This is a genomic window from Flavobacterium sp. YO12 (assembly GCF_004119495.1).
Classification (GTDB): domain Bacteria; phylum Bacteroidota; class Bacteroidia; order Flavobacteriales; family Flavobacteriaceae; genus Flavobacterium.
Map to the genome: position 1 here is coordinate 1 of NZ_NRQU01000083.1, position 17,637 is coordinate 17,637.

General features: G+C 32.5%; 13 protein-coding genes. All 13 read right to left on the bottom strand.

What is annotated here, in order from left to right; translation table 11 throughout:
- Positions 1-50: 50 nt before the first annotated feature.
- The 13 genes from BOW55_RS18820 to BOW55_RS21445 all read right to left on the bottom strand — a co-directional run bounded on the left by BOW55_RS18820 (position 51) and on the right by BOW55_RS21445 (position 17,248).
- Complete coding sequence (locus tag BOW55_RS18820) at positions 51-788, bottom strand: hypothetical protein (protein WP_129025814.1); 738 nt, start codon at positions 786-788, stop codon at positions 51-53.
- A 338-nt stretch (positions 789-1,126) separates the two neighbouring features.
- The gene (locus BOW55_RS18825) at positions 1,127-3,379 is read right to left on the bottom strand and encodes an OmpA family protein (protein WP_129025816.1); all 2,253 of its coding nucleotides are present in this window, start codon (positions 3,377-3,379) and stop codon (positions 1,127-1,129) included.
- 22 nt (positions 3,380-3,401) lie between these two features.
- Positions 3,402-4,337, bottom strand: a complete 936-nt coding sequence (locus BOW55_RS18830; RefSeq protein WP_129025818.1) for a type IX secretion system membrane protein PorP/SprF — start codon at positions 4,335-4,337, stop codon at positions 3,402-3,404.
- 250 nt (positions 4,338-4,587) lie between these two features.
- A complete protein-coding gene (locus tag BOW55_RS18835) occupies positions 4,588-5,592 on the bottom strand; it encodes a helix-turn-helix domain-containing protein (RefSeq protein WP_129025819.1) in 1,005 nt (334 codons plus the stop codon).
- An 8-nt stretch (positions 5,593-5,600) separates the two neighbouring features.
- Positions 5,601-6,584, bottom strand: a complete 984-nt coding sequence (locus BOW55_RS18840; protein WP_129025821.1) for a helix-turn-helix transcriptional regulator — start codon at positions 6,582-6,584, stop codon at positions 5,601-5,603.
- Between the two features lie 41 nt (positions 6,585-6,625).
- Positions 6,626-6,862, bottom strand: a complete 237-nt coding sequence (locus BOW55_RS18845) for a hypothetical protein (RefSeq protein ID WP_129025823.1) — start codon at positions 6,860-6,862, stop codon at positions 6,626-6,628.
- Positions 6,863-7,126: 264 nt separating this feature from the next.
- Positions 7,127-8,116 (bottom strand): AraC family transcriptional regulator, encoded by a 990-nt coding sequence (locus BOW55_RS18850; protein WP_129025825.1) that lies wholly within the window; start codon positions 8,114-8,116, stop codon positions 7,127-7,129.
- Between the two features lie 8 nt (positions 8,117-8,124).
- A complete protein-coding gene (locus tag BOW55_RS18855; RefSeq protein WP_129025827.1) occupies positions 8,125-9,105 on the bottom strand; it encodes an AraC family transcriptional regulator in 981 nt (326 codons plus the stop codon).
- A gap of 128 nt (positions 9,106-9,233) precedes the next feature.
- A complete protein-coding gene (locus BOW55_RS18860; protein WP_129025829.1) occupies positions 9,234-10,256 on the bottom strand; it encodes an META domain-containing protein in 1,023 nt (340 codons plus the stop codon).
- 229 nt (positions 10,257-10,485) lie between these two features.
- Entirely contained in the window at positions 10,486-12,258 is a 1,773-nt protein-coding gene (locus BOW55_RS18865) for a mechanosensitive ion channel family protein (protein ID WP_129025831.1), read from the bottom strand.
- 365 nt (positions 12,259-12,623) lie between these two features.
- Positions 12,624-14,048 carry a SusD/RagB family nutrient-binding outer membrane lipoprotein gene (locus BOW55_RS18870; protein ID WP_129025833.1) on the bottom strand — a complete coding sequence of 475 codons (1,425 nt, stop codon included), beginning with the start codon at positions 14,046-14,048 and terminating at the stop codon, positions 12,624-12,626.
- Between the two features lie 12 nt (positions 14,049-14,060).
- A complete protein-coding gene (locus BOW55_RS18875; protein WP_241686616.1) occupies positions 14,061-16,949 on the bottom strand; it encodes a SusC/RagA family TonB-linked outer membrane protein in 2,889 nt (962 codons plus the stop codon).
- 20 nt (positions 16,950-16,969) lie between these two features.
- Positions 16,970-17,248 carry a carboxypeptidase-like regulatory domain-containing protein gene (locus tag BOW55_RS21445; RefSeq protein ID WP_241686615.1) on the bottom strand — a complete coding sequence of 93 codons (279 nt, stop codon included), beginning with the start codon at positions 17,246-17,248 and terminating at the stop codon, positions 16,970-16,972.
- Positions 17,249-17,637: the final 389 nt, after the last annotated feature.

Consider the following 17,637-nt stretch of genomic DNA (forward strand, 5'->3'; position numbering starts at 1 on the left):
GTTTAGCAACGTCTCCTACTACATTAATAGTTACTGGATTTTCTCCTGTCTCATTTTAGATAAGTATATGTACCATCGTTATTGTTAGTTAATGTGGTAATCGTTTCGTTTCCTTTTACAATTTCACTAATATTCACCACTTTTGTTGCGCCTGACGCATCTGTGTAAGTAAACTCATTAGTAGTAGAATTGAACGACACTGTACCTTCTGACTTGGTAACAAAAGTATTCAGAACATTAGTTACTGCAGGATTGTTTATGATTGATTCAAAATTGTTTGCAACATCTCCTACTACATTAATAGTTACTGGATTTTCTCCTGTCTCATTTAGATAAGTATATGTACCATCATTATTGTTAGTTAATGTTGTAATCGTTTCATGTTTTTTTACTGAACTTCCAAAATCCAGCGGCTGATTAGTACCTGAATCATCAACAAACACAAACTCTTTTGTTACTGCATTATAAATAACAGTTCCTTTGTTAGATTCAATTTCACCAGCAATAACAATTCTATTCCATTTGTTATCATACCAGTAGTAATATCCTGGTTTAATATCCGCAGCTGTAGCAGTATTAAATACTAATAAACTATTTACATTGCCATTTGCAATTGTCGAAGCATCGGTAATGTTCTTTAATTGAATTCTAGGAATCAACACACCTTTATCATTTGCAACAACTTCTAATTGAGAAGAAGGATCTGGCATAGTAGTTCCTATACCTACCTGGGAATAAGCTGAATAACTAGCTAGGATAAAAAATAATGGAAGTAATTTATTCTTCATAAGATTTAATAATTATGAGTTATCTTTTTATTTGCAATCTTTATTCTAAAATTTAAACCAGCTGACTTTTTCATTAACTGTTAAATTTTAAATTCGGGGCAAAATTATGTCCTAAGTATTGTTCAGAACTACCACATAAACTTTTAAAATCAATACAAAAAGTTACAAATCACTAAAAAGGCATAAATAATTACTCATCAAATAGTTAACTCTCAAAAAAACATCTAAAACCTTCAATAAAAACAGATATTTATCCAACAAAAAAGAGCTTGAACTTACTTAAAAGTCAAACTCTTTTTCTTACCAAATCTAAACTACCAAATCTAAATTTATCCGTTCTATTCTTTTATTACAATAATAAATTCCGAACGTCTGTTAAGCTCATGTTCCGCCTCTGAACATTGTACATTATTGGAGCATTTATTAATCAACTGCGATTCTCCATATCCGTCTCCCCACACTCTATCTTGTTCAATTCCGCCTTCCAAAACAATATAATCCATAGTTGTTTTTGCCCTGTTTTTAGAAAGTCTCAAATTGTAGTCATCTTTACCTCTGCTGTCTGTATGTGATTTTACGAGAATAGAAATACTTGGACGGATTTTTAATAAATTAATTACTTTATCTAATTCTAATTTTGATGATTTTCGAAGTGTGTATCCTCCATAATCAAAATAAATAGGTTTTAGTTTTAATTTCTCTGTAAGATTATCACCTTCTTTGAGAGTCAATACTTGATTGCCGACAACAACTTCCAATTCATTAAATAGTACTGCTTGTATTTCTTTCTTTTCACCTATTTTAATTCCCTTTGCAGCAATTTTTTCGGTTGTATACCCTTTCTTTTTAAACTCGAAAGTGTAATTTTTAAGAGGCTCTAGATCGACTGAAAATTCTCCTGACTCATCGCTGTATATTGTTTTTATCTTTTCCTTTAAATCATTAAAAATAGTTACCTCAACTCCTCGCAATTTTTGACCAGATATACTGTCTTTTACTGTTCCAGAATAAACTGGGTTTAATTTAAAAGGAAATGATATTGCTTTTGTTTCTAAAAATGTATACAAATCGTCATCGCCCGTTCCACCTTTTCTATTAGAGGAGAAAAATCCTCTTTTAGAATCACTGTCAATGCTGTATGCAAAATCATCACTTGTAGAGTTTATAGGTTCCCCAACATTTGCAACTATATATTTACCTTCTTCATCTTTTACGGCTGCAAAAATATCTAAGCCTCCCAAACCAGGATGTCCATCTGATGAGAAATACAATACGTCGCTGTTATCTACAAAAGGAAAAGTTTCTCTGCCATAGGTATTTATTTCTTCTCCCAAAGGTTCTGCTTTATTCGCAAAGCCTCCGCCTTTTTTTCTGCTTACCACATATAAATCTGTGTCGTTTGTTTTCTTTTTTCTATTGGACACAAAATACAAGTCGTCGTTATTTGCACTTAATGCAGGGTGTGCAGACGAAGTTCCTTCGACATTTATTGGATAAGGAAGTTCTTTAACGTCTCCCCATTTATTGTTTACTTTTTGAGCTTGAAAGATTTTCAGGTTAGAAATTGCTTTTTTATTTTTTGCCTTATTTTTTATTTTGTCATAAACTACCAATCGAGTAAAGTACATCGTTAAACCATCACTTGTAATTACTGGGGTACTTTGATGGTATTTCGAATTCACATCTCCTGAAAGCTTTTTAGCATTATGCAAATTTCCATCTTCGTCAATTTGGGCTGTATATAATTTAAGAAAAGCTTTTTCGCTCCAATTGTGTTTGCGCTTAAAAAAGCCTGAATCCTTTGCTGTTGCATAAATCACTTCTTTATACTTGGGCAGTTTTTCTGAAGATAGGATTAGAAAATCATTATTTTTAGAATCACTTTCTTTACTATTTACAATAAATTTTTCTTGGTTTTCTTTCTTTTTCTCTTGAACTAAAATTTCTCTTTTGGCTCCAAGTTTATTACCATCATCATTTCGTCTTTTTTCAGCATTTTCTCTAATAATTCTGTCTTTGTCAGACTTTTCTACTTGAGCAATTTTAAGGCTTTGCTTGACTGCTTCCTCATTAGGAACTAATGCCGCTCCAAAGTCAGAAAACGGCGAATTTATCCCTGCTTGGCTCAAATTATCGTATCGATCTGATTGTGCCGCGATGGCTTTTAAATAAGTAACTGGATCCCATTTTTTTGCTTCGTCTTCTTTTCCTTCTTTCTTATAATAAGCATTCATTACGGCTAATCCTTCTTCATGCTGATCATTTGCTCTCAAGCATACAGAATATCTATAATAGTATTCCGAAGGAGCAGAAGTAACATCTTCCATCATTTTGGTATACCATTGCAAAGCATTGTAATAATCTGCATTAAAAAAATAAGTATCGCCTAAACGAGCATATATTTCCTTAGAATCATATCCTTTGTTCACTAATTGCTCGTATAGTTTTCCTGCTTTTACAAATGAAAAATTTTCGTATTCTGCATTTGCCTTTGCGAGCTTTTTATCTTTCGTTTGCTGCTTTTGCGAAAAACATACTGTATTACTCAAACAAAAAAGCAACACAAGCACTTTATGTATTTTTATTTTCATAATTAATTTTAATTAGTTTTGGTTAGAAAAATCTTGGCGACATCATTCTTGATTTTGAGCTGCCTAATACTTCGAATCTTAAAAAGATTTCATGTGATCCTGAATTATAATTTGCCAGTTTGGTTGTTTCGGCGTCATAGGAATATCCTATAAACCAAGAATCTGAAATTTGGAATCCTGCAAGAGCGCTTAATGAGGCACTCCAACGATAAGCAAGTCCTGCTGTAAATTTTTCATTGAATAGAAAGTTTGCCGAAATATCCGTTTGTAAAGGAGCTCCTTGCACCGCTTTGGTTAATAAGGATGGCTTAAATTTTAGATTATAATCTAAATCAAAAACATATCCTGCCATTAAATAATAATGCATACGTTCTTTTACAACAAAACTCTGCGATTCGTTTTGGGCAGATTTATCATAATGACTGTTCTCTAACATATTAGGAATTGAAAGTCCTATGTATGATCTGTCAGAATGAAAATACACTCCTACTCCAACATTGGGAGAGAATTTATTATCGACGTTATTCTGGAATCTTGGATCTGAGGGATCATAGATATTCAATTTAGTAAAATCAACATCTAATAAGTTTGCTGTTCCTTTTAATCCAAATGATAATTTATAAAAAGGTGAAGTATCTATAGAATAAGAAAGATCTACTGAAACATTATTTTCTGTCATTGGCCCTATTCGATCATTGATTACAGATAATCCTATCCCCATATTATGATTAATAGGCGAATTAACAGATAGTGTATTAGTAATTGGAGCACCTTCCAAACCTGCCCATTGAGTTCTATGCAATCCAAAAACACTTATTGTACCTCTAGAACCTGCATAAGCGGGATTGATATTAATGGTGTTGTACATATATTGGGTATATTGGGCGTCTTGCTGCCCAAACATAACGCTCGAATAACAACATAATATAGTTACTATAAATAAATTTATTTTTTTCATTTTACTCTTATTTTTAGAAATATGGGCAAAATTATAGTAACATAGTTTTTTGGTACTACCACATAAATTCATAAAATCATCATGAAAAGGTTTACCACATAAACAATTACAAATCAGATAAATCAAAACGAAATGAACGTTTCTAATTGGTTCATTTTTATTCTAAATTTTAAGTAACTATTTATTTAAAATTAAAAAACCCGACCACTTGACGCAATCGGGAAATCTAAAAAAAAAGCAATCAAATATATTACCATGTTTTACTTTTAAAAACGGAGCTGGGTATATCTCCATAGTGTTTTTTATAAAGTGATGAAAAGTATGCTGTTTTATGATAGCCAAGTTCAAAAGCTATATCACTAATCGTTTTAAACTCGCCGCTTTTTAATAATTTGGCAGCAAGCTCTAATTTTTCTTTCTTAAAAAAAGATACGGCACTCATGCCAAATACATTTTCATATAAGATTCTGTATTTTGAAATAGACATATTTGCTATCTCTGAGAGAATCTTTACTCCGGGAAAAGGCGCTAAAAGATTAGACAATAAAAATTCCTGTGTTTTCATTATGGCTATTAAATCTTTCTCTAAAAACAATCCAGTATTAGACATATCAATTTTTAATCGCTCTAAAAAATAGCCAAAAAGTTTAAAGGCAGTACTTTTTAGTAAAAATTCATAATTTGAATCACTCATACTTTGCTGCTTCAAATTATGAAGTTCTACTTTGCTTCTGCTGTCTATATGTCCATAATAGAACATTTCTCTTTTTTTGTTATCAAAAATGTTCTTGAAATCTTTTTCTAAAACTGCTCCGTGAAAGTAATTCTTAATATATGTTTTTCGAATATATAATCGCAAAGAATAGGCTCTTTCGCCAACTTCTGAGACATACGAACTTTGAAGACGGCTGTCTATAATAGCAAAACCTAATTTTGATCTATATCCTGTTTTATGTTTAATATTATCTATAAAATGTTTATTCAAATTATCGCTCATATCATAATAAACAATCCAAAAATCTTCTTCAGAAGGCATTCTTGTCAAACGCATCGGCTCGTTTAACGTTAAATCAACAATAAGTACAGAAACATCTGAAGAAAGCTCAATAAAGTATCCGGAACCCTTTACCTTTTTCTTCGGGAAATGAATTATTTTATTGTCGATTATGGTACAGCCTAAACCGTCAATAAAATCTTGCTTACCTTTTAATGTTAGCGATGCAGTATGTTTAAATTCAGGTATTGTTAAATCCATAATTTCTATTACAGTAAACTTTGATATTCTTTTGGGAAAACACCATACATTTGATGAAATCGTTTTGACAAATAAGAGACATTTGCATAATTTAATTTATGTGCCACTTCATTAACGGTAAACTTTCCTGTTTCTAATAATTCTTTAGCTTTATTTAATTTATTATTATAGAAATAGGTTCCCGGATTTACACCCGAAATTTTCACAAAAAGCTTTTTATATTTTGAAGGAGACATTCCAATTTGCTCTGCCAGAAAACTAATACCGGGAAAAGGACCGTCGATATTATTTTGCAGCATTGCTTTAGATGCTATGATATTCTTTACATCAACATTAAATGTTTTTTCAATAATACTCTCTTTAGTTTCCAACTGTTTTAAATAACTAGCGGTTAATCCGTACACAAGTCCTTTAAAATATATTTCATACAAAGAATTGTCATAGGCAATTTTTCTAAAATCATTAATTAAAATTAAACTTTCAATATTCATTCGATCTAAACGAAATGTTGCATTTCTTTTGTTATCAAGAATACTGTCAATCACCGTTGATGCTGTTTTACTTATTTTAGAGAAATATTCCTTTATATTCTCTTTATCAAATAAAATACAGATCACATATATTCGGGTTCCTTTTTGCACCGTATAATCCATATCAACTTTAGAGTCAACAATAGATAAATTATGCTTTAATTTCCCTATCGAAGCTGCTTCTTCATTAAGCATAAAATCAACATCTATATTAGTGAGGTAAAAATAGAGCCCTATAAAATTGGTATCTTTATTACGATATTTTAATCTCGTAGTTTCTCTATAAGTTGTATCAATCAGCATTGCTTTAATCCCCTCTTCTATAGGCAGAATAAAATGTGTTCCTTGATAAATTTCATTATTTCCTTTAATAAAATTTCCTTCAATAGAACCTCCCATTGCTTTTGCAAGAACCTCTATCCAACTGTTCGATGTATTGTACTGATGTGTAATTGTTTTCAAAATAAAAACGAGACTTTAAAATGTTTTACAAACGCTGCTGACTAATCTTCTTTATACTTAAAAGTAAATTCCAGATTTGAACATTCGAGTACATAACTTCTGTTTTTCTTTAAAATAGAATCCTTTATAAACAGTTTTTCATAAACACCAAAAGCTTCATGTTCTCTTGCAGACAAATTGTATTGAAAAGCCCTGTTTTCAAAAACATTTTTGTAGACTAAATATCTATTTACAATGTCTTGTTTATGTTCTGTAAGTGGTATTATTTTTACGCTCATTTTTTAAATTTAAAAAGCAGCACTGCTTTTATCATAACTCCTTATAAAAACAGCACTTTTTTAAAATTGTTAAGTAACAGTTCAACTGAAAGTAGATGGCAAAAATAATAGGACCTCATCTTTTTGAACTACCACACATAACCATAAAATCAACATTATAAGCTATATATAATATATTCTTTGCTGTTTTTAAAGCAAAAAAAATCCCGATTTACTGCCTGTAATCGGGAACAAAGTAAGATTTAAAATATTTATTTTATTAGTCTATTTACGTACTGTGTTAGGCAGCACACCAAAGTAATCTTTATAAATAGATGAGAAATAAGTGGTTTTATTATATCCTAATTCATAAGCAACATCACTGATTAATTTAAAACTGCCGCTTTCTAATAACTCTTTTGCGAGAAGTAGTTTTTCAATTTTAAAAAATAACGGCGGGCTCATTCCAAATATACTGCTGTATAAAGATCTATACTTTGTAGGCGACATATTAGCAATATTGGCTAAGAATTCGATCCCAGGAAACGGAATTAAAAGATTGGATAATAAATGCTGCTGACTTAGCATAACTGCTTCAATATCTTTCTCTAAATGAGTTCCCATACTAGGCATCTTAGTGTTTAATCTTTCAATTAAATATGCAAGTAAATTGTAAGCGGCTCCTTTTAGCAGAAATTCATAATTAAGATTATTTATTTGTTGTTGTTTTAGAGCATTGAGTACAACTTTGCTTCGACTGTCGATGTGTCCGTAAAAGAACATTTTCTTTTTTTTATTATCAAAAACATCTTTAAAATCCTTTTCAAATTCAGCATCATTAAAAAACGTTTTCAAATAAGATTTACGAATCAGCAGTCTTATTGCATAAAATCGTTCTCCAACGGTCGATAGATAGCTGCTATTTATCTTATTATCGACAATAGCAAAATTTAGTTTTGATTTGTATCCTGTTGTATGGTTTACATCGTCTACAATGTGTTTACTAATACTATCGCTTAAATCGTAATATACGATCCAAAAATCATCTTCAAACGGGACACGTGTAAACCTTAGTGGTTTATTGATTACACAATCAATGAGTACTACTGAAACATCTGGAAGAATTTCAGAAAAGCAGCTTGAACCTGTCGCTATTTCTTCAGGAAAATACATATTTTCATTAACAATTGTACATCCCAAACCGTCAACAAAACTTTGTCGCCAGTCTGATGTTAACGAATACGTATGCTTAAATTCTTGCAGTAATTGGCTCATAAATAATTTTATAATTGACTTTGATACTCTTTCGGGAAAATTCCATATTTACTACTAAATCGTCTTGCGAAATAAGAGATATTAGCATAATTTAATTTATCAGAGACTTCACTAACTGTATATTGTCCCGTTTCTAATAATTCTTTGGCAAGCTCTAATTTACTGTCTGAAAAAAAAGTTCCAGGGCTGAATCCAGTAATTTTTGTAAATAACTTTTTGTATTTCGATGGCGACATGTGTACTTGCTCAGCCAAAAATTCTATGCCTGGAAAAATTCCTTCAATAGACTTTAGCAATAAAGCTTTTGAAGCTATAATGCTCTTTATATCATCTCCTATGACTTTACCAATTATGATTTTTTTCTCTACTAATTGATCTAGATAATCACCTATTAAATTATAAACAAGTCCTCTAAAATAAAGTTCAAATAAGAAACTGTCATAGGGTATTTTTCTAAAATCATTTAACAAAATAGAACTCTCAGTACTCATTCTTCCCATACTGATAATTGTATTTTTTTCGGCATTAAAAACATCTTTGGATACCGTTTTAAGTCTGGGCACCTTATCCATATATTCTTTTAATGCTGTTTTATCCATGAAGATGCATATAACATATGTCCCTGTTCCTTTGTTTACAGCATAATCTGTTTCTAAGGAACTGTCTATTATTGTCAAATTATAATCAAACTTACCTACTACAGAAGTTTCTTTATCTAATATAAAATCTATATTATGGTTAGTCATATAAAAATACAAGCCTACGAATCTTTTTAAATCATTTTTATACTTTAACAATACTGTTTCTTTGTATGAAACATCAATGAGCATTGCCGAAATCCTCTCTTCCATTAATAAAACAAAATGAGTACCGATATAGGTTTCATTATCTCCTTTTATGAAGTTCCCCTCAACAGTTCCTCCCATAGCTTTTGCCATTACATCAATCCATTTGGTTTCAAGAGAATAGCAATGTTCAATTACTTTCATAATAAAAAGATTTACTATAAAATTAATAAATTATTCTAATAAAAAAAACCAGTGAATTAACTTCACTGGTTTTGTAATTATTCTTTGTAAATCTTTAATCTGCTCTAAGATGACTTTGCAACATTAGTTTATTTTGTAATTCCAAACATCATAACCAATCTATCATTAAGATAAAAGTTCAAAGTTTGATCTGCTACATCAAAACGCAGGTCTTTATTGTTTAAATAAGATAGTATTTTTTGTTCTGTTTTATTACCCTCTTCACCAATACATGCCATCGCAGTAACGGCAACATTATTAAAAGAAACTTGGTCACCATTACTTTCATAAGTTCCAGAGAAATTATTACAGCCTGTATTTCCACTTACTTTCTTTTCAGCTGGGTTAAATTTAATAGAAGCTTTACCGTAATCCTGTCCAACATTTTCAAGCGCGATTAGTTTCCAATTGTTTTTACCAATAAAACTCCAAAGTTCATTTTGAGTTGGAATAGAAAATTCCATAACAATTTTGTTCTTCGAATTTTTGAATTGAACTTTATTGTTTTTCTTTACGATTTTGAATTTTTTATTTGTTATCGCAGCGCTAAAATCTTGTTCTAATTTCATACTTTCAGGATCACAAGCCATTAAAGTTCCAAAAGGAGCAGCAGTTTTAATCTGATTTTTTGAAGATAACTTCGTATACTTCACATTGAAGTTATTACATCCATTTTTACCGCTGATTGTACCGGTTTCATTGTTGATTGTAATAAATGCTTTACCGTTGTTTATCTTTTTACCATTCAACTGCGTTAAAATCATTTTGGTATCATAAATTCCTTTTTCCTTATTTACAGGAGTTTTAGAAATAATCTTTTCTAATTTATAAAGGTATGAAGAAGCATCAGCAGGAATGGGTTCTTGTCTTTTTGTTCTTGTTACCAATAACTCATATCGATTTCCTTTTTCAAAATTAAAACCTTCAATATGACTATAAAAAAGCTGCCATTCTTTATCATTTTCATACCTTACCTGAAGACATTCCATAGGACCAACACCTTGACATGGCACTTTATTTTCTTTCACAAACATTTTTAAACTTTCCTGACCATATGTAAATGTTGATAATAACACTACCACAAAAACATACATACTTTTTAATCTTTTCATTGTTTTAATTTTTAGAATACTGATTATGCATTCTGATTATTCATGTTTTTCTGCAGGCATTTATTGTGCCATTTTTAAAATACAGAATGCTTTTAACTTTTTTTTATCACCACGTAATCCTCCATTTTCTTTAACAATCAAACTACTACATACTGAGAATCAACCAATTTAGTCAAATAGAACAATAATCTTACGATCTGTTTTATTTAAGATTAATATAATAGTATTTTTACTCTTCTTTTGGCTTAAAACTGCCATCACCTGGATATTTGAGACTGTCTTTTATTTCTTCGACACGTTTAGGATCAAATTTAGGCAGCTGCAATTCATTATTTTCTTTCCATTTTTTAACGGTCTCAGAAATTGCTGCTGATTTTTCGCTTGACATGGGTGTATCGCGAGCCATATAAAGTGTTTGCGATGGATAAGCCAAAGATGTTCCGCTTTGTTCTATTATATCCATCATTCGCAATAATATATCTTCCTGCGCTTCTTGCGATATTTCAAAAGTTACAGCTTCTATGTATGCCGTAATTTCAACTTTCAAAGCATCAGCAGTAATACCTGTAAAGCGCACTATAGGAGGAGAATTAAGCACCGCAGGATGAGCATACAATAAAGATCGAAGTTCTACCAATAAATAACGCATTTGATCTGGCGTTGTTTCCATTCTAAAAGTAAATATCGGATTGAAAATAAAACGATCACGATGCGCATAATTTTCTATTTTACTGGCTGATAACTGCCCGTTAGGAATTGTCACAATTGTACGTGCAGAAGTACGAAGCGTAGTCGAACGCATTCCGATCGATTCTACTGTGCCTTTAATATCATCAACTCGGCAATAATCTCCTACTCTCAAAGGCTGATCTGCGATAAGACTCACGCTGCCAACAAAATTCTCTATTGTTTTTTGTGCTCCTAATGCCAATGCGATACCTCCAATTCCTAGTGCTGCAAGTCCAGCGGTAACATCGACACCAATAATACCAAGTATCGCAATAATACCAATAATAACGATGGCTACTTTTGTGGTACGACTTAAAAACAAAACAGCAGAAACGGCAGAAATACGACCGCTTCTATTCATTCTGCTGCGTGTATACATACTTACAAAGTCAGTCATTCTCCAAAGCAGAATCAAGAAAGCTAGAATTCCAATTGTCAATATAATAATACTAAAGCGCTGACGTACTACTATAGAAATTCCCATGCGCTGTGTAAATGCGACAAATAGAATTACGGTAAGGTACATATGAATTGGCAGTGAAAAAGCTTCTATAACGGCGTCGCCTTTTTCGCTTGCTGCTTTTTTCCAAAATTTTTGCACTAGAAAACCAATTACAAAAACCAGCAGCCTTGCAAGCAAATAGCATACTAAAGTCATGATTACTACTACCGCCCAATGACCAACAGGAACATTTCCTAATTTTCGCTCTTTTAAAATATCAGGTAAAACCCTGTCTAAAAAAGTTTTTTCTCCAGAAATATCTGCGGAGGCAATTGCTTCAACCGTTTCTGCAGAAAAAAGCCATACTGACGGCTGACTGTCATCGGATTGATTTTCTAAATAAAGCTGTATTGCTGTTCTGTCTGTAGAGATACTTCCCACGAGATCAACACCCGTTGCCAAATCATCATCTATACGTCCAATTTCTTTACTGCTGATAATTGAAGATGGCGAAAATGTACCTCCCTGATCTAACAACTGTTGGAAAGTTTTTGCTATGCGTATTCTTTCGGCAGTTTTGCGATAGGAACGTTTACTTAGTACCAGATATTGACTGGCACGTAAATAATTTTGGTCGCCAAGAGCCTTAATAAATCCGTTAACCGTTCCTTGAGGTGTTCTTCTACCAAGTGAATCTTCTGGAATCTTCGCAGGTTCTTCAGTTGCAGCTTTGCTCGTACCTAATAACTGAGCTGTTCCAATATTTGGTTTCAATAATACTATCAGAAACAACAACGAATAAGACAGTAAACGCTTTACATCTATAATCATGCTCTTATTTATTTTACCGATTTAAAATACTAAAAATAAGAAATATAGCAGATAAAAGGAATCTTTTTGATAATAAAAAAGAAAACTAACTTGTAATAGTAAAGACTTAGAAATAAATAAAATTCAAATTTAGTCCTTAGAATATGGCGTCAAAATCATGATATACAAGACTGTAAATATTTAAAACATATCCTATTCTCAGATTCTAAAGCCCACAAAAAAAGTCCTAATTCTCATTAGGACTTTTACAAATTGATCACATTGGATCAGGATAGTGATCTATTTGATTTTTTTCAAAAATTAACTTTAACTGTTAATGAATAAATGGCTGAAATTAAATCTGAACACTCTTTTCAGAATCCAATTTATTTTGCATCAAACCATAATTTCGTTGTAAGCAAATCTTTTCCTTGAGCAGAAACTGCTGTTTGATAATTAGATCCGTTCAAAGACTGCTCTGTTCCTGGATAGAAGAAACGAGACGGAATTTGTCCATCCAAAACTGTAGATGGTCCCGCTTTCAAAACAGGATAATCCAGTCTTCTCCATTCTGTAAAAGCATCAAGACCTTGTCCGTAAAATGCAATCCATTTTTGCGTGCCTATCGATTTAGCATAATTTGTTGCATCATATTTTACAGATACCTGATTAAGATAATTAGAAATAGCAGTCGCATCTGTAATTCCAAATTGATTAAACGATGCTGTAATTGCATTTTTATAAAGCTGTTCTGCATCTCCCGAAATATAACCTCGCGCTGCTGCTTCGGCAAGATTAAACAATACTTCTGAATAAGAAACAATTACGGCTGGCGATGATGAAGTCAAGAAGTAAGTTCCTGGTTTTGATGTCTTCGCAAAACCTTGACTATTGGCATCGCTATTAGTTAATCCATTACCTGCTCCCACATATTTAACGACACTTTTATCTGTTGGCAATTGTGCATAAACAGGTAAACGTGGATCAGATAACTCTGTTAATTTCTCCACTAATGTTTTTGAAACACGAAAATCATCACGAGTTTCAAACCAAGCTGAAGCAGGGTTTTGTTGAGGCGAACTCGTATAAGTAAATTTAAAAGTATCATTATTACTGCTCAATACTCCCGCAGCATCTGTAGTTGCGTCAATCGCAGCTTGTTTAGCCAAAGCAGGTTCTTTATCTGAAATTCTCAATGCGATACGCAAACGAAGCGAATTTACCAGTTTTTTCCATTTTGAAATATCTCCTTTATAAGACAAATCACCAGTCACAGTACCGTTTGTGGCACTTAACAAAGACTGAGCTTGTTTTAAATCTTCAAGCAATCCTGTATAGACTTCTTTTTGTGTGTTATAAGCAGGAGTTACTTTTAAACCCGCTTCTTTGTAAGGAATACTTCCATAAGCGTCTGTCAATAACAAAAATGTCCATGAACGCAATGTCAAAGCAATCCCTTTATAATTTGAATTTGCCTGTTGATCAGAAAAGTTCAAAATCGTATTCAAATCTGTAATCAAAGTGGCATAACCAGTATTCCATAAAGATGTAAAAGAAGTATTAGACACATCGTATCTGTCTGGCTCAGTATATTGAATTTTAGCCCAATGCTGTACAAATAACAAAGATGAGTTAAAGTTTGTATTATCGCCCCAATACAAATCAGCTCCTTGTTTTAATGACCCTGTTAACAAATAAGGTGCTAATGGCGTTTCGGTTGCATTTGGATTTTTATTAATATCATCCAAAGTATCGCTGCAAGACACGAACGTCAATGCAAATAGTGTTATATATGATAGTTTTTTAAGCATGATTTCGTGTTTTTAAAATTTAAGATTAACATTAAGACTGTAACTTCTTGTTGTTGGCAAAGCTAAACTCTCCAAACCTTGAGCATTTCCAGTATTGAAAGCTGTTTCAGGATCAATATTTGGTGCATCTTTATAGATAAAGAACAGGTTACGACCTACAGCAGTTATACTTGCAGCGTCCAATCCCAACTTCTTAACAAATGATTTATTTAAATTGTAAGCTAGTTTTACTTCTCTTAACTTCACAAAAGTCGAGCTGTAGATATAAGCCTCGCTGATATTGTATGATGCTTTGTAGTATTCCTGTGCACTAATCACTTGATTGTTTGCCGTTCCATCAGCATACACACCTTTAAAAATCATTCCATCATCATATACCGTTACTCCGCTTGGAGCAGTTCCGCCAGCAACTAGTGTTTTCGGATTTGCAGTATTATTACTTGGATAATAATAACTTAATCCGCCATTAGCAGCATCACGACCCGGAAGAGTTTGCGCTAATACACCTGTATAATTACCCGTTCTATTTGTACCTGAAAAAAGCTCACCGCCTACACTCGCATCAACAAGAAATGAAAATTCTATATTTTTGTAAGTCAATGTGTTTGTCACACCTGCAAGATAATCTGGAGTATAATGTCCTAATACTTTCTTTTGCGGATCAGCTTTTGGTAATCCGTTTGCTCCTACTACAATATTTCCGCTTGCATCACGCTGATATGCTGTACCGTAAAGTGCGCCATATGCCTGCCCAACAGATGCTAAAACATCAACACCTCCCGAAGTACCAATCGTATAGTTTTGAATTTGTTTATCGTAATCAAGAATCTCAACTTTGCTGATATTCTTAGAATAATTAACACCAACATTCCATTTGAAATCTTGCGTTTGAATAGGAGTTCCATCCAATTGAACTTCTATACCACGGTTGTTTATTTTTCCTGCATTGATTAATTGCGAATTATAACCACTTGAAGCTGTTGTTTTTATTTCTAAAATTTGGTCAAAACTATTCGTATTATAATAAGCGGCATCAAAATGCAATCTGTTTTTCCAGAAAGAAGCCTCTAAACCAACTTCGGTTGAACGAGTTGTTTCTGGTTTCAAATTCTCATTCAGTTTTTTCTGTGAAGAAGTTTGAATCGGGTTTCCGTCAAATGCCGTTTGAAAATTATAAACGGTAGACAATTGATACGGATCTGCATCGTTACCAACTTCAGACCAGCCGCCGCGTAATTTTAAGAAATCAAGCATATTGCTTTTTAAATTCAAAGCTTCAGACAACACTAAACTACCATTGATAGACGGATAAAAATACGAACGGTTGCTGCTCGGTAATGTCGATGACCAATCATTACGTGCCGTAACATTTAAAAAAGCATAGTTTTTATATCCAAATTGTGCCGAAGCATATGCACTATACACTCTTAATTTTGATAATGTATTGTATGACGTTAACGGGTCTCTTGAATTGTTTAAGGTATATAAATCAGGAACCGCTAAACGTGGCGCTTTTTGATAATTGTTTGCATCGCTGTGGTTACGAATATTGAATCCGGCAAGAGCATCCAAACTAAAATCTTCACTCAGTTTTTTAGTGTACGTAAAGATACCTTCAGTATTGCTTTCGCTTACTGTGTAAGCATCTTCGGCATACGATCCAAAAGGAGTTCCATTTGTACCATACTTAATCGTGTATTTTCTGCGATCGTTATAATAGTCAACTCCTGTACGGAATTTAAAATTAAGTCCGTCTGCAAGTTTTGCATCCAAATGAATATCTCCTATCAAACGATTACGCTGCTGACTAGTCGTATTATAGTAAGCATTCCAATATGGATTACTGTAGTAACTGTTGTTCCAATTTACGTCTCTATTATTTCTAAGCTGATTAATATCAACCTGACGTCCGAACCAAAGAAACTGAAGCATTACCCCAGCAGCACGCCCTCCTGATGGTCCACCTGGTAAAGCAGGAGCATCTGTAACAATATAATTTCCTGTTACTCCTATTTTTACACTTTTAGATATTTGATAATTGGTGTTAATCGTAAAGTTTGTTTTATTTACTTCACTATTTGGCACCGTACCATTTTGTTTTTGATTGTTTATTCCTAAACGGAAATCTGATTTATCATCTGATCTGGCAACAGAAATACTATTATCAAAAGTAAGTCCTGTATTAAAAAAGTCTCTCACATTATCAGGATTAGCCACAAAAGGAACTGCCTGACCATTAGAGTAAAATTGAGGAATAAGACGTCCGTCTAATTTAGGTCCCCAACTTTCATCGACTCCATCGTTAATACCGCCTCCTTTACCGTCTACATAACTAAATCTTCCGTTTGAACCTTGTCCAAATGAATTTTGAAAACTAGGCAAAGTAGCAACTTGTGAAATTGTTATACCCGAGCTAACACTTATACCAAGTCCTTTTTGACTTTTTCCAGATTTTGTAGTTATAAGAACAACACCATGTGCAGCACGAGATCCATAAAGCGCTGCAGCGTTAGGTCCTTTTAATACTGTCAATGTCTCAATATCCTGAGGATTTAAATCCGAAATTGCATTTTTAAAATCACGAGTTGCGCCTCCAGAGTTCAACTGTGAGTTATCTACAGGAACACCGTCTACCACAAATAATGGCTGATTATTTCCTGCGATAGAAGTTTCTCCACGAATAATAATACGTGAAGATCCCATATCTCCTTGTGAATTTGTAATACGAACACCTGCCAATTTTCCGGCAAGACTATTCAAAAAGTTCGTTTCTTTTGTATCTGCAATATCCTTGTTCTTAAGTGACTGCGTAGTATATCCTAAAGATTTCTTTTCTTTTGTAATTCCTAATGCTGTAACTACAACTTCTGAAAGTACATTTTGTTCTTCAGTAAGATCAATTGTAACTGAATTTTGATTAACTACAACTTCCTTTTTTTATAACCCAAATAGCTAACTACTAAAGTGTAAGGAAACTTTTGCCCTGTTTGGAAAAAAAATTTTCCATCTAAATCGGTTACAACTCCATGTGTAGTACCTTTTATGTTTATTGAAGCGCCAATAACCGGCTCTTTTGTAATGGCATCGATTACTGTTCCTTCGAGTTTAGATTGAATTAGAGGTTTTGTCTCTTGTGCATTAATCCCTATGGAAATCAACAAAATACACAACCATGTATATCTATTTAATATTTTTTTCATTACTTTGTTTTAGTTTAATAAATAAGGTGAGCCGAAAACGGATTTACTCCATTATCGCTTTCCTTTTAAGAGATGAACAATTTCTTTAAGCTCTGCCATTTCTGCTGCAACAGAAATGGTTTTTTATTAGCTGCACATTCGCTTTTTCATTTTTTTTATTTTGGATTACTATTATTTGAACTGATTTCACAAGAACTCGGCCCTAATACTAAGGCTGTATCTTGATTAAAAAATTGGTATGAATTTGAGATTGAAGAATTGTTAACCGTGATAACCTGCAAAACATATATGTTTATTGGTTTTCTGTATATTCAAAAATGAAATATCTTTTATAATCTTTAATCTTTAGGTGCCTCTTGCATTTTTAAACTCTACTAATTTGATAGAAC